We start from the raw sequence: 21,502 nt of genomic DNA, 5'->3' as shown, positions 1-21,502 counted from the left end.
TATGGTAATACCTGAAAATATATATGATTGTATAATTATAGGTGGCGGACAAGCAGGCTTGTCCGTTGCTTATTTTTTAAAAAGAAGTAAACTAAATTATTTAATTCTAGATGTAGAAAGTAATACTGGTGGCTCTTGGCTACATACCTGGGATAGTTTAAAATTATTTTCACCTTCTCAATATAGTTCTCTTTCAGGTTGGCAAATGCCTACAACGAAACAAGAATATCCAACAAAATATGAATATTTGAATTATTTGTCGAATTACGAAAAACGATATAATTTCCCAATACAACGAAATACATTTGTTGAAGAAGTTGTTAAAGAAAAAGAGTTATTTAAGTTAAAAACTAATAGAGGAGATTTTGTTAGCAAAACTGTAGTAAGTGCTACTGGTACAGCACGTTCCCCTTTTATTCCAGATTACCCTTACATTGAGCATTATTTAGGGGTACAAATTCATTCAAGCTCCTATAAAAATAATAGTGAATTTGAGCATAAAAGGGTTCTTGTTGTTGGTGGTGGTAATTCAGGAGCACAAATTTTAGCCGAAGTATCTAAAGTGGCTTACACAAAGTGGGTAACACTAGAAAAACCTGTATTTCTACCAGAAGAAATTGACGGTCGTTACTTGTTTAATCAAGCCAATAAAAAATATTTCAATCAACCAAATGCATCAGATCCATTACAGGTTTCTTTAAGTGATATTGTGCAAGTAGAAAGTGTAAAGGAAGGGTTGATCCGTGGGGTGTTTAAAGATAATAGACCCTTTACCTCATTTTATGAAAATGGTGTAGTTTGGCAAGACGGAAAAAAAGAAGTATTTGATGCAATTATATGGTGTACAGGATTTAAACCGCATTTAAATCATTTAAATTCTTTAAATATTGTTGAAAATAACAAGGTGGCAACCAACCATACACGAGCCATTAAAGAACCTAACTTATGGGTAGTAGGTTATGGTAATTGGACAGGGTTTGCGTCTGCAACCATTTATGGGGTAGGTAAAACAGCTAAACATACAGCGAAAGAAATAATAAGTACTTTGTCATAATCATTCCTTTTTGATGCAAAATGAGTATATCTATTGGTATATAGAATAGTAGTTACTAATTGATCACTTTACTATTTTTGATAAAATCACTTTTTTAAGGAACTTAAAATACTAGAGATTAGTAAATCAGCAAGATTTAGCAATTTGATGATATATTTAATGCTAAGTAAATTTCCCGTTGACGGCATGCTTGATTGCGAACTAATAGAGACAGGTTTAAAAAAATGAAAGTGATTAATACTACGGGTAAAAACATAAAAGTGATATGAATTGTTTTAAAAAATTAGCATCTATTTTTTTTCTTGTTTTATTCACGTTGGCATGTCAGGAAAAGCCTAAGAATAAAAAGGAAAAAGACCCTAATATTATGTTTCTCTTTGCCGATGACTATACCTATGAGGCTATACACGCATTGGGGAATAATGTTATTGAAACTCCTAATTTAGATAGGTTGGTCAATCAGGGTACTACATTTACTCATGCCTATAATATGGGAGGATGGAACGGAGCAATTTGTGTAGCTTCTCGATCAATGATAATATCAGGAAAATACCTCTGGAACGCCCATAATACCGTTCCTAAATGGAAGGAAAAAGATTCTTTGGCCATGAGTAACACATGGGGCCAGCTAATGGAATCAGAAGGTTATAACACTTATATGACCGGAAAATGGCACGTTGAGGCTCCTGCAAAAGAGGTGTTTGGTACTGCTAAAAATATTAAGCCAGGTATGCCTAATGATATGGGCGATCAAAACAATTCTAAAGAAATGTTTGAAGCTTATAAAGCGGGAAAAGAAATGAGAGCAAAAAACACTTCTGCCTACTATAGGCCCATTGATGAAAATGATACCCTTTGGAATCCTGCTAGTTCTAAGTTTAAAGGTTTTTGGGAAGGGGGCAAGCACTGGAGCGAGGTAGTACGAGATGATGCACTTGAATTTTTGGACGATGCCACTCAGAAGGAAAATCCATTTTTTATGTATTTAGCATTTAATGCACCACATGACCCTAGGCAATCACCGCAGGAATATTTAGATAAATATAATATTAATGATATTGTCCTTCCTGAAAATTGGTTGCCAGAGTATCCTTATGCAGATGGTATGAATAGTGGATTTCATATGAGAGATGAAAGACTGGCCCCATATCCACGTACTCCGTTTGCTATTAAAACTCATTTAAAGGAATACTACGCCATAATTACACATTTAGATGAGCAAATAGGAAAAATACTAGATGCCTTGGAAGCTTCTGGTGAAATGGAAAATACCTATATATTCTTCACAGGAGATCATGGACTTTCTGTAGGTCATCATGGTTTATTGGGAAAACAAAGTATGTACGACCATAGTATTCGTGTGCCGTTAATGATTGTGGGTCCAGATATTCCAAAAGGAAAAAGGGTAGCGACCGAAGTATATCTACAAGATATTATGGCAACCAGTTTGGCGTTGACCAAAATGGAAAAACCAGATCATGTGGAATTCAACAGCTTGCTTCCCTTGGCAAAAGGAGAGACTACCCAAGGCCATTTACAAGATGGGGTATATGGAGCCTTCGAAAAAGAATCGCAAAGAATGATAAGAAAGGATGGATATAAACTTATTGTCTATCCAAAAATTGATAAAATTTTAATGTTCAATATGAAAGAGGATCCCATGGAAATATTCGATTTGGCAAAAGATCCAAAGAATATTAAAAAAGTTAAAGGATTGTTTTCTGATTTAATGTCGCTACAAAAGAAAATGAACGATCCACTCGATTTAAATAGGCTTTATAATTCACTTTAATGAAGTAGATTAAATATATTCCATGTAGCAAAAGTTAATATTAAACTGGTATTTCAAACATACCAGTTCATTAAATGGCTAATTTAAAAAGCAATATAGTGGGCAGTGGTTAGGGAAAAGCCGAATACAATCTGTATATAAAAATATCTATAATTAACAATCTGGTAGGGTAGCTATTTTTTAGGGTAAGTCATAAGTAAGGTGTCAGTTAATTTATTTTATATTTAGCAAAAGGGTGTATTGCAACAAAAAATCAATTTTAAAATAGATGACAATTATGAAAAGAGGGACTATTATCATGATAGCGCTGGTGTCACTTTTAAGTTTTTTTTCGATAAAAGCACAGGAAAAGAAATCTTTACAGGTTTTAAGTTATAATATTTGGAACGGTTTTGATTGGGGTAAGGATATTGACCGAAAAAGTAAATTTATAGATTGGGTAAATATCCAAGATCCAGATGTATTTGCGTTACAGGAATTGTGCGGCTATACTCAAGAAAAATTATTGGAAGATGCTAAAAAATGGGGACACAATTATGCTCAAATTTTAAAAACTTCTGGTTATTCTGTGGGAATAACAGCTAAGGAACCCATTGTAGTAAAAGAAAAAATACTAGAAAATATGCACCATGGTGCTTTACATTGTAAGGTTTTTGACATAGATATTTTTGTTATTCATTTTTCTCCTTTTAGCTATAAAAAAAGACGGGAAGAGGCAACAGTAATAATGAATAAACTATCTAAGTTGTCAGAAGAACAGAACAAATATTTGGTGTTAGGAGATTTTAATGCCTTATCACCTTTTGATGCCCATTTGTATAAGGACAAAGCTTTAATTTTAGAGCAAAGTAAAGCAACGGAGATGGAACATGACCATGTCAAAAATTTGATGTATGGCGAATTGGAATATGGGGTAATAGGCTCGCTTTTGGGTTATCCTCTCATAGATGTTGTTCAAAAATTTACTTCTACATGGGAAGAAAGGTTAAGTTGTCCAACGCAAGTTTTTGAAACAAAAAAAGGAGCAGGATATCCTGTAAACGCTACCCGAATAGATTATATATTAAGTTCTCCTTTTTTAGCAAAAAGATGCGTGAAAGCTAACATTTTAAATAAAGAAGAAACCTTTTACCTATCTGATCACTATCCTGTTTTAGCTGAATTTAAATGGTAGCACTAAGCGTAAATAATAAATAGAAGTCGATATAGTAACAAGGAACCCACTGTTCTAATTATACTCGCATATAATATCAATTGTAATTGATGAATTATCACTTAAGATAGATCAGGATTAGTAACCATTGGTAATGGTAAAAAAAGAGAATAAAAGTTAGCCGAAAAATAAAATTAAAGATAAATGAAAAGCAATATTGTCACGGGAATTTTTTTCGCACTATATGTGATTTTAAATAGTGTCTCTAGTTACGCACAGAACAATTTTTATACAAGTTTTGATGAAGATATGGAGTCATTTTATTCAAAGACAGCTTTAAATGACGCCGTTTACATTACACAATTGCAACGCCCACAATTTATTGAAGGAGTTAAGGGTAAAGCTTTAGATCTTTCAGAGAATGCTGTGTTAAGAATGCCTTTGGCCATTGATAGTCTTAAAAATTTAAATTATGGACAAGACAAGTCCTTAACGGTATCTATTTGGGTAAAGACGGTTAAAAATGCAAAACAAGGCACCGTAATTATTGGTAATAAGAAAGAAAATGATCTCAATTCAGCAGGATGGATGATTTTTTCGCAGCCGTCAGGTGCCTGGGGCGCAAATATTTCAGATGGAAAGCACACGTATACATATACACCAACTATACCTAGGCAAGCAATAAATGATGGAGTTTGGCATCAACTAGCCTTTAGTGTAAATAGAGAAAAAGAGGAAATATGGTTTTATTTGGATGGAGAAAATGTTGCTATTTACAATACACCGGGCATTGGTGCTTTTAACAGTGAACATAGAACGGTCATTGGAGGTACGGATGAATACTGGGAATATGGATCTCAAGGACAATGGACGGCCTTTAATGGGTTTTTAGATGAGGTATCAATTGATGCGGTATATAGCGATGATAAGGAAATTGAAGCGGAATATGTAAAATTTAGGCACACAAAGGTAAAGAAGCAGCTTAACGCACCTATTAGAACAATGGTTTGGAATATTTGGCATGGTGGTAGAAGGTATGGTAAACATGTAGGTGTAAAAAGAACCATAGACATTATCAAAGAAGCCCGGCCAGATATTATTGGATTGATCGAAACCTATGGTTCAGGAGAAATTATTGCCGATTCTTTGGGTTACCATTTTTACTTGATCAGTTCAAATTTAAGTATCATGAGCCGTTTTCCTATAAAGGAGACGATAAAGGCCTTTCGCCCTTTTAATTTTGGAGGAGTGAAGGTTGATCTGGGTAACAATAAAGAATTGATGTTTTTAAATACTTGGTTGCATTATTTGCCAGATTATGCCGCAGCCGTTGTTCATAAAGAGAAATCTGCTAATGAGTTGATTAAAGCGGAAGCGGAAACAAGACATGCCGAGGTGAAACAAATATTAAAGGAGATAAAACCTATTTTAAAAAACACCGATAAAACTCCTGTAATCATGCTAGGTGATTTCAATAGTGGTTCACATTTAGATTGGACCGATGATACAAGGCAAATTCATAACGACTTTATTGTAGAGTGGCCTGTGAGTAAAACGATGCAAAAGAATGGATTTTTTGATAGCTATAGGGAGATGCATATAGACCCTTTATTAGATCCTGGTTTTACGTGGACCCCAAGAGCGGCGACATCATCAAAAAAATATGGGTTAAGGGATAGGATAGATTTTATCTACTATAAAGGAGGTTTAAACCCTATAGGGTCTAAGGTTATTGATTATCATCCTATAATGTTTCCTTCAGACCATGCGGCAATTTTAACGGTTTTTGAAGTTGAATAAATAGATAAGCGTAACTTTTTTAATCAAAAAATTAAAGTATCAGGGGCGGTGTGTTGTTAAGGTTAAAAAATGATTGAAATTAATTTTTTATAAATGAATGATGGCTATTTTTAATAACTGGTATCCATCAGTAATAGGAAGAGTAATTCTGATATTTCAGCCAAATAAAAACGTGTTCGATTGAGTCAAAGCATGATGAAATTGAAATTTAAATAATGCCTATACGACCTTAAATTCAATGTAAAATTCTAAAGCTATAGGCTAACAAAAATGAATTGAATTATATGAGACGACGTAATTTTATTAATGGATTAGGAGCAGGAGCAACCTTGTCATTGGTGACACCAACATTGTTATCCTTTACCCCATCAATAGGTGCTAAAAAAATTGGAAAATCATTAAATTTTGGGATTGTATCCGATGTGCATAAAGATTTGATACCAGATGCCGATCAACGTTTAGAATCCTTTATCCACAAGGCTATTGATAAAGAAGTAGACTTTATAATTCAAATGGGCGACTTCTGTTTTGGAGAAGAAAAGAACAGAGGATTTTTAAATATTTGGAATCAATTTAAGGGTGCCAAATACCATGTGCTGGGCAATCATGACATGGATAAAAATTCTAAAGAAGAAATGTTAGATTTTTGGGGTATGCCTAAAACGTACTATTCTTATGACGTTGGTGGCTATCATTTTATTGTTTTAGATGCGAATTTCTTATATCAAGATGGTAAATTTATAGATTATAAACACGCTAATTTCTATGTAGACGATAGCATAAGAACGTTTATAGATAATGAACAAATTGAATGGTTTAAAGCCGATTTAAGGGCTACAAAGCTTCCTACAATTGTGTTTTCCCACCAAAGTTTATGGCATTATCAATGGGGTGTTAAAAACCGGTTAACGCTTCAAAAAATTATGGAAACCTATAATGACAAAATTATTTGCTGTTTAAATGGTCATAATCATTTAGATTTTCATCATCATCAAAACGGAATTGATTATGTAGAAATTAATAGTATGTCATATCAATGGTTATCGAGCAATTATAAAAGTACGGAACGTTTTCCAAAAGAATTTTATGACCAATACGGAAACCTCCCTCATATTGGAGCCTATAAAGACCCCTTGTATGCTTTTGCTACATTGGATCCTGCAGGTACTATGAAAATAGAGGGGGTAAAGAGTGAGTGGATGTCCCCTTCTCCTTATGATATGGGGATGATAAAGGGCGTAGAAGGGATGGTTTATTCGTCAAAAATATCAGATTATGAATTTACATTTAAAAATAAGGGTAGGTAATAATTTTGAACGTAATTTTATGCTACAGAACTAATAATAAGCCTAAAAGTGAATGCATTTAAGGATAGTTGCAAGGCTAATTAAAAAGGAAACAAAGCATAATTTTTTAAGGATTCAAATACCGCTTCATACAAGGTTGCGGAAGTTGAACAGTTTCGGTTAAGTGGATCTCAAAAAGATGAGGTGAGATGATGATCTTAACATTATAACTTTATAAACAAATATTATTATATGAACAAAAGGTGTTTTTTAAGGCTTTGGTTATTGGTGGTTCCATTACAATGGGCGTTTGGGCAAACTAACATAGATTCTACAAGAATTGTGCGTGTGTTATCCTATAATATTTATCACGGAGAAACGGTTGGTCTGGATAAGCAATTTGATTTAGACGAATTGGCAAGAATAATAAACGATGAAAAACCAGATTTGGTAGCGTTGCAAGAAGTAGATTTTAAAACTAATAGAGTTTTAAAAAAAGATTTAGTAACTGAATTAGGTCTCCGAACCAAAATGCAGGCTATTTTTGGTAAAGCTATGTCTTTTGATGGTGGGGAATATGGGGAAGGTGTGCTTTCTGATTATTCGTTTTTAAGTACCAAGAATCATACTTTGGTTGTTAGGGAAGGTAATGAACCACGTGCAGCTTTAGAAGTGAACGTAATTATTAAAAGTAATGATACTATTAAGTTTATTGGTACGCATTTAGACCATACAAATATTGAAACGGATAGAATTGATCAAGCCAAACAAATTAACGATTTGTTTGCAATAGATGAGGTGCCTACCATTTTGGCAGGAGATTTAAATGCATTACCAGGTAGCGAGACAATGCATGTTTTTTATAAATATTGGAAACAATCATTTTTAGAAAATGTACCAACCTATCCTGCACAAGAACCAAGGGATAAAATTGATTATATTTTATTTAAACCGGCTAATAGATGGCGTGTTTTGGAAACTAAGGTCATTGATGAAAAATTAGCATCGGATCATAGGGCTATTTTAAGTGTTTTAGAACTATTAAAAAAATAAATAATAAGTCTTATTTGGAAAAGATATTTGATTGTAATTATTGTTTCTCATACTCAAAATGGTAACAAAATTTGCATTTAAATAGAGGATATAGAGTAAAGGGTATTCTTCAGAAAAAATAAATATAGTTAACAAGCATGCTCTTTTCCTTCGTAGTATAAGCACTTTTTACAGTTAACATCTGCACTTTAGAGGGTAGGATATTATAGAAGTAGAAATAAATAGAACAGCTAGGATTTTAATGTACTTTATATTTTTCACCCTAACTTTCTCCCATATGTAGGTACCGTTAAGTTGTAAAAAAAAAGCTGCCTTTTTAGACAGCTTTAACGACTAAGAGTTTAGTAATTATAATTTTAAATTGAGCATGATTTCATGTGTGCCATTGTCAATGTTTCTTATTGAATTTTCGAAAGGGCTTTCATATGCATAACCGATCATCATACCACTGGAAACTTTAAAAATAGCCATACCACTAACACTTTCATTAACTCTATACGCAGCTCCAAGGTCAAAATAGTTATTAAAGTCTAGGAATGTTGTGATATCCAAAGATATGGGGGCTCCCTCCACATAGCGCAGCAAGGAACTGGGCTTAAGGGTTATATTTTGTCCTAAAGGCAGCTCCATGCCACCAGCGAGGTAGAAGTGATTTTTATCGGCACCCAATGTAGCTACACCATTCTCTTCTTCTAGCCTGTCCCTAGTTAGAATTTTGGGAATTGAAAATGACAGAAAGTAATTGTCATGTTTTAAGTATAACCCTGCTCCAAAATTTGGGGTAAGTCTATCGTCTAAGTTCATTAGACTAGGATCTTCTTGAATGCCATACGTCACCAGACCTTCAGTATTGGCGTTATAAGAGTTAAATCCGGTTTTAAGACCAAAAAATAGATCATGGTTCTCACCGAGTTTTACTTGGTATGAAAAATCAAGTGCTATAGAGGTTTGATTTTCAATAAACGTTTTATCGCTTATCGCAGAAATTCCCATACCAAGGTTTTTGCCCAGAGTTGTATCGAATATTAAATTTTGGGTTTCTGGAGCTCCTTGAACATTAGACCATTGGCTACGTACGTTAACACCTATAGTTGTTCTTCCATCGGCACCTGCATATGCAGGGTTGATCAGATTCATGTTATATCTGTATAAGGTATTGATGGGATCTTGTTGCGCGTTGGTCAACGTACAAGAGAAAAAGATCAATACGACTAATATTTTGTGAAAAAGGTCCATTTATTCGTTTTAATTTATATTAATAATTGATGAATATCCAACCTTGGAATGGTGTACTGCCATTTCCTAAGTCTATGATGTATAAGTAAGAGCCAGCCGGTAAAAGTGAAGCCCCGGTCTTTCTTCTACCGCCCCAATCGTTTTGGTAATTACGTTTGGCATATACTTCATGACCGTACCTGTTCTATACTTTCACCAAATTGTTTGGGTATTTGTTTATACCAGGAATTAACCATGTGTCATTAATTCCGTCGCCATTAGGTGTAAATGCCTGTGCAGGTTCGGGGTTTCCTTCTTTAATATCACTATCACTATCAGTATCAGAATTGTCGCCTATACCATCATTATCGCTATCCTTGTCTTCAGTAGGATCTAAAGGAAAAGCGTCTTCGGAATCTAGAGTGCCGTCATTATCATCATCGGTATCGGCATTGTCTCCGGTACCATCACCATCGGTATCGGTATCCTCGGCGTTGTCTAGCGGGAATGCGTCTTCGGAATCTAGAGTGCCGTCATTGTCGTCATCGGTATCGGCATTATCTCCGGTACCATCACCATCGGTGTCGGTATCCTCGGTGTTGTCTAGCGGGAATGCGTCTTCGGAATCTAGAGTGCCGTCATTATCATCATCGGTATCGGCATTGTCTCCGGTACCATCACCATCGGTGTCGGTATCCTCGGTGTTGTCTAGCGGGAAAGCGTCTTCGGAATCTAGAGTGCCGTCATTGTCATCATCGGTATCGGCATTGTCTCCGGTACCATCACCATCGGTGTCGGTATCCTCGGTGTTGTCTAGCGGGAATGCATCTTCGGAATCTAGAGTGCCGTCATTGTCGTCATCGGTATCGGCATTGTCTCCGGTACCATCACCATCGGTGTCGGTATCCTCGGTGTTGTCTAGCGGGAATGCATCTTCGGAATCTAGAGTGCCGTCATTGTCGTCATCGGTATCGGCATTATCTCCGGTACCATCACCATCGGTGTCGGTATTCTCGGTGTTGTCTAGCGGGAATGCGTCTTCGGAATCTAGAGTACCGTCATTGTCATCATCGGTATCACACATGTCGCCTTTACCATCATTATCGGTGTCTATTTGATCAGTATTACTAGTTGATGGGCAATTATCCAAGCTATCTGCTATACCGTCATTATCAGAATCGGTACCTTTTATAGCGGTATCTGTGACTGTGTTTCCAATATTATTATAAGCATCTGTTAAGGAGAAGCTGAGTGTAATGGTTCCGTCCGATAATGCGCTTAGATCGATTCCTGTTATTTGATCATTCATCATGTTAATGGTGCCTGATCCGGTGACGTTGGTTCCTCCTCCTGAACTGTTAATAGTGTAGTTGTAAGTTGACCCAACTTCTGCTCCAGAGAAAGAAAAACTTATAGCATCTTCATTGGTGTCATTGATAGGATTATAATCTAAATCTACGGAATAACCTGTTGGGGCAAGGGCATCTACCAAAATAGAAGAGGTACTGCCTACATTATTCAATACTGTATTAAGGTCGTTTGTAGCATTGTCTTGTAGTGTACCGCCGTTAGCGCTTAATGATGCTATCGTTATTCCGTCACTATCTAACTCTCCAGTCTGTATGGTATATCTAAACAACAACGCAGTTGTTCCACTGCCACTTATATAGGATGCCTGGCGTGTAGTGGCCCCTACGGTTATGGCTAATTGCGGAGTTCCTAAAGTGGTATTTACTATTGTGTTTTCACTAAGGTTTACGGTAAAGTCTAGGTTCTGACCGGTAATATAAGTTGCGTTGGCCGGTACTGTTACACTGGTTACGATAGGTGCTATGGCATCTACCAGGACCCCTACCGTTGTCCCAACGCTGTTCAAGGTCAGGTCCACGACATTATTGACTAGGTCCAACAAGGTACCGCCATTTGCGGAAAGAGTACCAACGGCGATACCGTCGGTGTCCAGATCGCCTGCTTGCACCGTATATCTAAACAACAACGCAGTTGTTCCACTGCCACTTATATAGGATGCCTGGCGTGTAGTGGCCCCTACGGTTATGGCTAATTGCGGAGTTCCTAAAGTGGTATTTACTATCGTGTTTTCACTAAGGTTTACGGTAAAGTCTAGGTTCTGACCGGTAATATAAGTTGCGTTGGCCGGGACGGTCACACTGGTTACGATAGGTGCTATGGCATCTACCAGGACGCCTACCGTTGTCCCAACACTATTTAAGGTCAGGTCTACGATATTATTGACTAGGTCCAACAAGGTACCGCCATTTGCGGAAAGAGTACCAACGGCGATACCGTCGGTGTCCAGATCGCCTGCTTGCACCGTATAGCTGAAGAGCAGGGAAGATGTTCCACTGCCACTTATATAGGATGCCTGGCGTGTAGTGGCCCCTACGGTTATGGCTAATTGCGGAGTTCCTAAAGTGGTATTTACTATCGTGTTTTTACTAAGGTTTACGGTAAAGTCTAGGTTCTGACCGGTAATATAAGTTGCGTTGGCCGGTACTGTTACACTGGTTACGATAGGTGCTACGGCATCTACCAGAACACCGCCTGTTAACCCAACACCGATTAAAGTTAGATTGGCGTCATTATTACCTGCATTTTTTAAGGTCCCTCCGTTTGCAGAAAGTGCAATAACTGCAATGCCGTTAGTATCCAAATCGCCTGTTTGTACAGTGTACCTAAAAACTAAGGCATTGGTCCCGCTGCCGCTTATATAGGTTGCCTGGCGTGTAGTGGCACCGATAATTATGGCTAATTGTGGAGTTCCTACTGAAGTATTTACAATTATATTATCATTAAAATTTACTGTGAAATCTAAATTCTGTCCGGTAATGTATGTAGCGTTTGCAGGAACATTAACACTGGTTAAGATAGGAATATTTGCGTCAACTAGAACAGCTGTTGTCAATCCAATATTAAGTAATGTAAGGATAGCGTCTTCTCCTCCAGAATCTCTTAAGGTTCCCCCGTTTGCAACCAGAATACCAACGGTAATACCATTAATATCCAAATCGCCCAATTGTATGGTGTACCTATATACCAGAGCGTTTGTGCCAGAACCACTAACGTATGTTGCTTGCCGTACGGTAGCACCAATAGTAATGGCAATTTGAGGTGTGCCTACTGTAGTATTAACAGTTACGTTTTCACTAAAGTTAATCGTAAAATCTAAATCTTGTCCAACTAGATAGGTGGCATTGGCAGGTACGTCAACACTGGTTACGGTTGGAGCAACAGCATTTGAAATAACGGTAGTTGTGTTGTTTGTATCGGTATCGGTACCATCATTAATAACTACGGAAAAGGTAGTGGTTTCAATAGTAGTTGTTCTGTTATCTGTAGGGTTAAAAGTTAAAGCTCTTAATTTACTTTGCAAATCAGCCGGGGTTGTACTAGCAATGGTGTATGGACCAGAGCCAGAAAGACCGGTTCCTGTTAATGTTCCTTTTAAATTATCATCTAAAGTAATCGTTGCAGATAAGTTATCTCCATCGGCATCTGTAGTTGTAATAGCTGAAAATGGAGCAATTGTACTATTATCATCTACTAACTGTCCTATTGAAATTCCTCCTATAACAGGAGCTGTATTTCCAATTGAACCTTTTAAAATGATATTATCAAAAGCAAATTCTTCTTGAGAGTCTGGCATTTTAAAACGAACTCTAATTTCAATTGAATTTCCACTTACTGCGCTACCGGTTATGGCATCTAGGTTTAAATTAAAGCTTGTCATAGCAGTATTCACAATACTAACTTCACCAATGTCCAAGATGCCATTTAAATTGTCATCCCTTCTTAGCCCTAAGGTAGGGGTGGGGGTATCACCATCTCCATAAAAAGCAAGGACAGTTGTATAACTACCTCCGTCAATTTTGTAATCAACAATAAAAAAATCATTAATTTCATACCTAGTGGGAGATGTATTAGGAAACGCAACGTCTATATCTATTGATAGGTTTGATTTACTTGTAATGTCAATAGGATCTAATTCAATATATGAATGACCATTATAAAATCCTCCGTCAGTAGTAAAGTTGATATCTTCTCCTCCTATAAAATTAGTAGCATTACCAGTAATACTACCATCAAAAGTGAAGCTACCAACAGTTCCTCTGCTAATTCGATCTGGACCAGAAACAATAAAATTTTGAGAAGAATAGTCCGTTCCTGTATCTGCATTACCTATGGCGTAGCCAACAAAATCAGTTCCTTCAAAATCTTCGACATTTAGTATGGTCTGGGAAAAAGCTAGCGGTATAAAAAGAAACAAAAATACATGTATGAATATAATTTTTTTCATTAGTAAGTTTTAAGGTTATAGGAGGTTAATAGTAATATGAGTTAAACTTATGGTGTATATAAGTTTTTGATTTACAAGCAATACTATGGTATTAATGTTTTTATTGCATTAAAATGTTGTGAAAGTAGGAAAATATGATGTGAATGTAAGAATAATAATATTAAAATCACTATATGTGATTGGTATATAATAATTTATGATTGGTTATTTTTAGAAATTAAAAACGGAAAACAAGTTCTAAAACTTTGCTTAAGGAGATAGTTAGATGATTATTGAAATTTAGGACAAGAATTAAAAAACAACTATTCAAATGCTATTTTAAGAAATCTACTTAAACAGGAATAGGGTGTACTAAAGGCAGTTAAAAATATATGTCTATAAGTACTTATAATTTGTAGTGTTCTTCTAATCTTATAGCTGAAATTATGTAAGAACAAGAAGTATGATATTTAGGCGTTAATTTCTGTGATTATAAATGATTATTTTCTGAAACATTCGTTTCAATTCATAAAAATCAAGTGCTAAAAAAGGTATTTAATAGGCATATGTCTGAGAATTATATTTGAGAAAAGAAAAAGCCTATACATTTTATATGTTTCTGTATTGAGAGTTATAAGCTATGATTTTTTAGTTTTTATTGTAAGTGTTTGATAATCAACTTTTTTAAGTTTTATGTAGAAATAGCCTGGTTTTATTATTGATGAGAGATGGTGATTTTAAAAATTATATGAAACATTAATTTTATTGAGGAATGTATTTTAAAGGTGTGTAAAAATTAAGTGTTTAATTATATTTGAGGCTATAACTAATTTAATTATTATTTTTTATGTTAAAAACTATTTTAGGAAAGACGAGTTTATTAGTTTTTGTTATTCTCATTTCTTACGGTCGATCAATGGCGGCCGATATTATTCCAAAACCAGAGCGTTTTGAGCCTAATGGAGAGGTGTTTCTACTACATCCATCAACAAAAATACAATATGGCCATGGCTTGGAGGCTTTAGCAGCATACTTGGGAGAAACACTATCTCCAGCTACCGGTTGGGATTTTGAGCTATCCTCATCGAATAGAACAACGAAAAACAGTATTCAACTTTCTGTAGATCCTCAGATGGATAAAAAAGAGGGGTACAGGCTCTTGGTAACTGCTAAAAATATTCAAGTTATAGGTAATAACGAAGCAGGTGTTTTTAATGGTATACAGACACTTAGACAAATGCTGCCTATAGAAATATTCAATTCTAGAAGACAAAAAGGTATGGAGTGGGCCATAGAAGGCGCCTATGTGGAAGACGCTCCTGCATATTCTTGGCGTGGTATGATGTTAGATGTAAGCAGGTACTTTTATGAGGTGTCTTACGTAAAACAATTGGTAGATATGATGGCTATTTATAAGATGAACGTTTTACATCTTCATTTAATAGACGATGCCGGTTGGAGGTTAGAAATAAAAAAGTACCCAAAACTTACCGCTATCGGAGGGTTTAGAGGTGAAGGAAGTGAAAGAACCGGAGGCTATTATACCCAAGAAGAAATAAAAGATATTGTGGCATATGCGGCTTTGAGAAATATAGAAGTAATTCCTGAAATTGAGATTCCGGCACATACGTTACCTGCCCTTGCCGCTTACCCGCATTTGTCATGTACCGGTGAGCCACAAGTAGTACAGACCCAGCATTCTATTAGCGGAGAGCTGTACTGCGTAGGTAAGGAGTCTACCTTTGATTTTCTTGAAGATGTTTTTGACGAGGTTGTTGCGCTTTTTCCTAGTAAATACATACATATAGGTGGTGATGAGGCAAAGTATGATCGATGGGCGGCATGTGCTCATTGTCAGAAAAGAAAAGAGACTTTAGGTCTGGATAAAGAATCTGATCTGCAGGTCTATTTTACCAATAGAATTCAAAAAGTACTAAAGAATCATGAAAAAACTATTGTTGGCTGGGATGAGATAATTGAAAGGGGACTAGACGATAAGGCTGTTGGAATGGTTTGGAGAAACAAAAAAAAGGCTGCTTTGGGTGCAGAGGCCGGGCATGATATGGTTATGGCACTTTCAACCCATGCCTATTTTGATGTTGCGGAAAGTAAAATTCCTGGTGAGGTGAAGGCGGCGACTTGGTTGCCTCCGATCAGTCTAGAGAAGGTTTATAGTATGGACCCAATGGTAGAAGGGTTAAAAGAAGAATATAGGTCGCAGGTTTTGGGTGTTCAGGCAACACTTTGGTCAGATCAGTTCATCCATGGTACTATTTTACAAGAGATATTACCTATTAATGAAAATAGATCAGAGAAGTATTTTGATTACCTTACTTTTCCTAGGATGGCAGCTATTGCTGAAGTAGCTTGGACGGAAAAAAAGAATAAAGATTGGTCCGGTTTTGAAAATAGAATGCAGAGGCATTATAATAGATATGATGAAGCGGGGTATGGCTACCGTGTGCCACAGCCCAAACTCATAAGTACACAGGAAATAGACGGAAGTATACAGATAACATTAGAAAATGTGGTCAAGGGAGCACATATTGCCTATACGGTCAACGGGCTAAAACCTACTACTTTTGATCCAGTATATTCCGGTCCTGTTACAGTAGACAAACTTTCTGATTTTAAAGCCATCACCGTTGTAAACCGTCATCAATTCTCTTTACCATTGTATTTTCCCGAAAAGTATGAGCAATATAAGAAGTATGGAGCTTTATTGGGCGAATGGAAACCATCACTGATTAAAGGGGTAAAATTTGGAGAATTGGAATTTAATGCTACCGGTAAAATTGATTCTAACGGAACTTATGAAATTACTTTTATCTACACTGGTGGGGCGCATAAATTAGAGATAGAAGAGGTGTCTGTTTACAAGAACAGAAAGTTGATTACTTCTGATATTCATTTAGGGGAAACAGGTATTTCTTCTAAAGAGAACACCTATCTATTAAAGATCGATGCCTATGAAACCGGAGCCGAATTTAAAATTAAGACCAAGGTTAGAGGAGATATAGGAAATGATTCTAATGGTGTGGTGTTTATAAAAAAGAAAGAGTAATCAGAACAATTAGTTATATATGGAATGTTACGTGAACTACAATGTTGACGTACATTATGCTAAATTGTTCAATTAAACGAACAATGTATATCATGTTAAAAAGGAGGAGACCAGTATTGGTTTTCTCCTTTTTACTTTTAAAATAAGGCTGAAATATAGCATCCTCATATTATAGTTAAACACAACCTATAAATTGAGCTTAAAATTTAAAGTAAGTGTTTGTACTTTTTTGGGTCAAGAATATAAAACCATATTGGTATGATTGTACTTTTAAATACTTGTTGTCTTTTATGGATTTCAAGAACAAAACAAAAATTTAGTGAATGTTAGTAAACAGAAGAATCTACAACATTATATAAAATGTCCTTATGGTTCCTACTGGGTTACAAAAAATAATAGGCATAGTAAAGGGCCTAGTGTGTCTTAAAGCAAAACAGCGAACAGAAAAATGAATTTATAAACAATATGATGTTGTTGTACACATTGATCAGTTAATAACGGGTTTTTAAGAAACTATATTAAGTAATAGTTAGTACATACGTATGAAGGCTCAGAATGAATAAAAGAAAGAATATTTATGGTTAAATATAAAATTCTCATAGGTGTTAGATGGCTCTGGTTTCTACTAACAGGGCGGCAGTGATTGGTAAAAGGATTTTAGGGTCAAATGTCACTAGTATTTTTGCAGAATTTGTAGAACATTATTAGGCGGTAATACCACCCAAACATATGAATTAACTACGATTTTAAACTAAAATGATTGAATAATATTGCGCAATAAGACTATATCTAATGAATCTTTTTTTTATTGAAATATTTAGGGTAAATGCCTTGGGTCTAGCCTTTAGAATGGGAAGCCTATTTGCCTATTCTAAGAGCAAACCCATGCATATTTATAGGTTCATTAGAAACATGTCTTGGGTGAATCTTGATGCGATTATTACCAAATACATTTTTCATAATTAAGTTTAGGTAAGACAAGTTGAATAAAAACACTTTTCAAATAATGCACAGGGTTGAAACCTATTAACCTGTGGTACATTAAATAAGCATCTTACTTCTAACTGATGTAAAAGCGATTTTTTTTAAAGAAAAGTTTAGGTTCTGACTTAAAAGTGAAATCAGTTTTAACAATACATTAGGGTTTTCGAAAGCGGTACCGTAAAATAAAAACGTTTCCGGTAACGCTACCGTGGATTAATAAGTATAATAAATTGCGAATAAGATGAATTAAATGTTAATTTATTATAAACTTAAACCATCCAAATTATGAATGTTATTATTATCACAATTTTGTCTGGGTAAACTTTACCTATCGCTTTTCTATTTTAACATATAGAATTAATTACTCCTCATAGCTATTTTAAAATATAAGTACTAAAGAAGTACTGCAGCATGATGATAAGTCTGTTGGCATAAAAAAATAAAAAATGTCAATATGCTCATGGCTTTGTTATGTCTAAAATTAAGTATGGCATTTAGTTTTTAAAGAGTAAACGTGACTAACAATACTACGGTGTAATGGTTTGTTTCATAGGCTATAAGGTTATTTTAAGAGAAGTAATTAAAGTAAATCAGAGCAAGCATTTAGTAACTACAATACAACTTAATTCAAACTCAATGGAAATAAAAATAATGAGTATGGCGCTATTTATATGTGCCATATTTGGACTACAAGCCCAGGAAAAATCAATAACAGGTCGTGTTACCGACGAATTTAATGAACCTATTATGGGGGTAAATGTTTTGGTAAAGGGCGGCACCAACGGCACAATGACCGGATTTGACGGAGATTATTTGATCAGTAAGGTATCGGAAACAGATTCTTTACAGTTCAGTTTTGTCGGTATGAAGACGGTCACCTTAGCAGTAAATGGTAAAAATGTACTTAATGTAATATTAAAGGAAGATGCGGCAGAATTAAAAGAGGTGGTACTGACCGCATTTGGTGTAAAGCAAAAGAAAGCAAGTGTCGTATCTTCTATTGAGACGATAAAGCCAGCTGAACTAAAAATTCCGTCCAGTAATTTATCTACCGCATTGGCCGGTAGGGTCTCAGGTTTAATTTCTTATCAGCGTTCTGGTGAGCCGGGATCAGATGATGCCAATTTTTTTGTTCGTGGTGTTACTTCATTTAGTTATGCTTCTGGTCCTCTTATTTTAATTGATGGTGTTGAATCTACAACACGTGAATTAAATGCTATGCAACCAGATGATATTGATACCTTTTCTATAATGAAGGATGCCGCTGCAACTGCGGTCTATGGTGCAAGAGGTGGAAATGGAGTTATCAATGTAACTACAAAAACCGGTATGGAAGGTAAGCTGAAAATTAATGTAAGACATGAACAATCTCTAAGTATGTCTACCCAAGAAATAGATCTCGCCGATCCCATTTCTTATATGAAATTGCATAATGAGGCCACCTTGGCTAGAGACCCGTTTGCTAATAGGTTCTATAGTTTAGAAAAGATAGAGCAAACACAAAATGGAGCAAACCCATACGTATATCCCGCAACAGATTGGTATGATTTTCTGTTCAAGGATAAGGTTATAAATTCTAGAACAAATATTAACCTCAGTGGAGGTTCTTCTAAGGTTACCTATTATTTGGCAGGTACTTTTAATGAAGACAATGGTAATCTAAAAGAGAACGATCAAAATAACTTTAATAACAATATTAATGTAAAATCATTTGTATTAAGGTCTAATGTTGGTTTAAAACTTACAAAAACTACAGACGTTACTATTCGTTTTAATGGTCATTTCCGTGATTATAATGGACCACTTATTAGTGGTGATGATACTTATAATATGGTTTTAAGGGCGGATCCTGTAGCTTTCTCACCCTTTTTTAGACCGGATCATTCCTTATCACCAAGAAATCACCTTTTGTTTGGTAACGACCCAGATGAAGATTATTTAAATCCGTATGCTGAAATGGTCAAAGGTTTTAAAGAATCTACCTACACGCAAATGAAAACCCAAGTAGTTGTTAATCAGGATTTTGATTTTATTACAGAAGGACTTAAAGCTAAATTTTTATTATCAACGGACAGAACATCATCTTTTGATGCACAAAGACAATACAATCCATACTATTATTATGTAACACCTGGTACATACAATTCTACTGAAGATTCATTTTTTCTAACCGCAAAAAACCCGGAACAGGGAACTGAGTTTTTAGATTATTTGCCATCGGAGAAAGTAGTAAATGCATCTAATTATTATGAAATGGTTCTTAATTATAATAAGAATATTTCTAATACTCATGATGTAACGGGAATGCTTGTTGCTACCGGTAGAAATTATGAAGAACCAGGAGATGATTTAACATCGTCCTTACCTCATAAAAATTTAGGCTATGCCGGGCGTTTTACCTATGGTTATAAGGATAAATATTTTGCAGAATTCAATTTTGGATTAAATGGTAGTGAAAGATTTGCAAAAAAGAATCGTTGGGGCTTTTTTCCTTCTACAGGTTTAGGTTATGTAATATCTAATGAAGATTTCTGGAAAAAGACTGCACTGGACAAAGTGTTTACATCCATGAAATTTAAGGCAACATATGGTTTATCGGGTACAGACGCCATAGGTAACGAGTATGATCGTTTCTTTTATTTGTCGAATATTAATTTAATTGACGACTCTAGGGGATATTCTTGGGGAGAATTTGGTAGCGTGTATAGCCCAGGGGTATCTACAATACGATATCCGAATGATAAGATAACTTGGGAAACTTCAAAAAAGTTAAACCTAGGTCTAGAGGCGAATATATTTGAGAAATTCAATTTCATAGCGGATTATTATACTGAAAACCGAGAAAATATCTTAATGACAAGAGCCTCTGTACCCGTCTCTATGGGGCTATTGCAAACACCAACAGCAAACGTGGGTAAAGCAAAAGGCTATGGTTTTGATTTATCGCTGGATTATAATGAAAGTTGGACCAACGGACTATGGTTGAGTTTAAGAGGTAACTTTACCTATGCCGTTAGTGAGTTTGAGTACTACGAAGATGTCGATAGATCAGAAACACCTTGGTTAAATAGAACCGGTTACCCTACTACACAAACTTGGGGCTATGTAGCAGAAAGATTATTTATTGATCAGGCAGATGTGGACAATAGCCCAATTCAGACCTTTGGTTCCTACGGTCCTGGTGATATTAAGTATCGTGATATCAATTTAGACGGTAAAATTAGTTTTGATGATCAAGTAGCTATAGGTAATCCTACCCGTCCTGAAATTGTTTATGGATTTGGATTCAGTGGTGGTTACAAAGGTTTTGATATATCTAGTTTTTTCCAAGGTTTGGCGAATGAAAGCTTTTTTATACAATCATCTACAATACAGCCGTTTGTCAGAAATGATGGAGGAAAAAATGCTTTGTTGAAAGTCATTGCAGATGATCATTGGTCTGAAAGTAATCCTGATCCAAAAGCTTTTTGGCCTCGTTTAACCGATAGGTCTTTGGAGAATAACCAAAAAACAAGTACATGGTGGATGAGAGATGGCGCATTTTTAAGATGGAAATCCTTAGAAGTAGGATACTCTATTCCTAGCAAATTAAGCGAGAAATTTGGATTAAGAAGTGCTAGAATATATTTATCAGGTAATAACCTAATGACCTTTAGCAAATTTAAACTTTGGGATCCAGAAATGGCGGGTAATGGTTTTAAGTATCCTATACAAAAGGTATACAATGCAGGTATCTTAATTGGTTTGTAGTTGAGATTCCTTATAAAACATAAACTAGACCTTGGACTTACGTTCCGGTATCGTCAA

The 21,502-nt window shown here is 35.5% G+C and carries 10 protein-coding genes and 1 pseudogene; 8 read left to right on the top strand and 3 right to left on the bottom strand.

All coding sequences use genetic code 11. The annotated features are described in order from the left end of the window. Position 1: 1 nt before the first annotated feature. The 6 genes from BW936_RS17690 (at position 2) to BW936_RS17665 (ending at position 8,138) form a co-directional block, all read left to right on the top strand. Complete coding sequence (locus BW936_RS17690) at positions 2-1,054, top strand: ArsO family NAD(P)H-dependent flavin-containing monooxygenase (protein WP_076550849.1); 1,053 nt, start codon at positions 2-4, stop codon at positions 1,052-1,054. Positions 1,055-1,319: 265 nt separating this feature from the next. Then, the gene (locus BW936_RS17685) at positions 1,320-2,846 is read left to right on the top strand and encodes a sulfatase family protein (RefSeq protein ID WP_076550847.1); all 1,527 of its coding nucleotides are present in this window, start codon (positions 1,320-1,322) and stop codon (positions 2,844-2,846) included. Between the two features lie 277 nt (positions 2,847-3,123). Next, a complete protein-coding gene (locus BW936_RS17680) occupies positions 3,124-4,020 on the top strand; it encodes an endonuclease/exonuclease/phosphatase family protein (protein ID WP_159439035.1) in 897 nt (298 codons plus the stop codon). A 183-nt stretch (positions 4,021-4,203) separates the two neighbouring features. Then, positions 4,204-5,799, top strand: a complete 1,596-nt coding sequence (locus BW936_RS17675; RefSeq protein ID WP_076550842.1) for an endonuclease/exonuclease/phosphatase family protein — start codon at positions 4,204-4,206, stop codon at positions 5,797-5,799. Positions 5,800-6,083: 284 nt separating this feature from the next. After that, a complete protein-coding gene (locus BW936_RS17670) occupies positions 6,084-7,106 on the top strand; it encodes a metallophosphoesterase family protein (RefSeq protein ID WP_076550839.1) in 1,023 nt (340 codons plus the stop codon). A 231-nt stretch (positions 7,107-7,337) separates the two neighbouring features. After that, positions 7,338-8,138 (top strand): endonuclease/exonuclease/phosphatase family protein, encoded by an 801-nt coding sequence (locus BW936_RS17665; protein WP_084182131.1) that lies wholly within the window; start codon positions 7,338-7,340, stop codon positions 8,136-8,138. Positions 8,139-8,486: 348 nt separating this feature from the next. Here BW936_RS17665 and BW936_RS17660 read toward each other — a convergent pair whose 3' ends face one another. From BW936_RS17660 to BW936_RS19800, 3 genes and pseudogenes are all read right to left on the bottom strand, one after another. Next, positions 8,487-9,374: a PorP/SprF family type IX secretion system membrane protein gene (locus BW936_RS17660; protein ID WP_076550836.1), complete on the bottom strand. Its 888-nt coding sequence runs from the start codon at positions 9,372-9,374 to the stop codon at positions 8,487-8,489. A gap of 19 nt (positions 9,375-9,393) precedes the next feature. Further along, a pseudogene (locus BW936_RS20190) lies at positions 9,394-9,546 on the bottom strand (T9SS type B sorting domain-containing protein); the annotation flags it as partial. Between the two features lie 12 nt (positions 9,547-9,558). After that, positions 9,559-13,668, bottom strand: coding sequence for a thrombospondin type 3 repeat-containing protein (locus BW936_RS19800; protein ID WP_076550834.1), 4,110 nt, complete (start codon positions 13,666-13,668; stop codon positions 9,559-9,561). Between the two features lie 826 nt (positions 13,669-14,494). Between BW936_RS19800 and BW936_RS17645 the strand changes: the two genes are divergently transcribed. Further along, positions 14,495-16,711: a beta-N-acetylhexosaminidase gene (locus BW936_RS17645; protein WP_076550831.1), complete on the top strand. Its 2,217-nt coding sequence runs from the start codon at positions 14,495-14,497 to the stop codon at positions 16,709-16,711. Positions 16,712-18,352: 1,641 nt separating this feature from the next. After that, positions 18,353-21,445 (top strand): SusC/RagA family TonB-linked outer membrane protein, encoded by a 3,093-nt coding sequence (locus BW936_RS17640; RefSeq protein WP_076551001.1) that lies wholly within the window; start codon positions 18,353-18,355, stop codon positions 21,443-21,445. Positions 21,446-21,502: the final 57 nt, after the last annotated feature.

It is taken from the genome of Maribacter ulvicola (assembly GCF_900155985.1).
Classification (GTDB): domain Bacteria; phylum Bacteroidota; class Bacteroidia; order Flavobacteriales; family Flavobacteriaceae; genus Maribacter; species Maribacter ulvicola.
The sequence above is the reverse complement of the archived record's forward strand: the minus strand, read 5'-3'. Positions and strand labels throughout refer to the sequence as shown.

Excerpts from the sequence above, each read along its gene's own strand:
- BW936_RS17690 (WP_076550849.1), top strand. The coding sequence starts at position 2 with ATGGTAATACCTGAAAATATATATGATTGTATAATTATAGGTGGCGGA.
- BW936_RS17685 (WP_076550847.1), top strand. The coding sequence starts at position 1,320 with ATGAATTGTTTTAAAAAATTAGCATCTATTTTTTTTCTTGTTTTATTC.
- BW936_RS17680 (WP_159439035.1), top strand. The coding sequence starts at position 3,124 with ATGAAAAGAGGGACTATTATCATGATAGCGCTGGTGTCACTTTTAAGT.
- BW936_RS17675 (WP_076550842.1), top strand. The coding sequence starts at position 4,204 with ATGAAAAGCAATATTGTCACGGGAATTTTTTTCGCACTATATGTGATT.
- BW936_RS17670 (WP_076550839.1), top strand. The coding sequence starts at position 6,084 with ATGAGACGACGTAATTTTATTAATGGATTAGGAGCAGGAGCAACCTTG.
- BW936_RS17665 (WP_084182131.1), top strand. The coding sequence starts at position 7,338 with ATGAACAAAAGGTGTTTTTTAAGGCTTTGGTTATTGGTGGTTCCATTA.
- BW936_RS17660 (WP_076550836.1), bottom strand. The coding sequence starts at position 9,374 with ATGGACCTTTTTCACAAAATATTAGTCGTATTGATCTTTTTCTCTTGT.
- BW936_RS19800 (WP_076550834.1), bottom strand. The coding sequence starts at position 13,668 with ATGAAAAAAATTATATTCATACATGTATTTTTGTTTCTTTTTATACCG.
- BW936_RS17645 (WP_076550831.1), top strand. The coding sequence starts at position 14,495 with ATGTTAAAAACTATTTTAGGAAAGACGAGTTTATTAGTTTTTGTTATT.
- BW936_RS17640 (WP_076551001.1), top strand. The coding sequence starts at position 18,353 with ATGGCGCTATTTATATGTGCCATATTTGGACTACAAGCCCAGGAAAAA.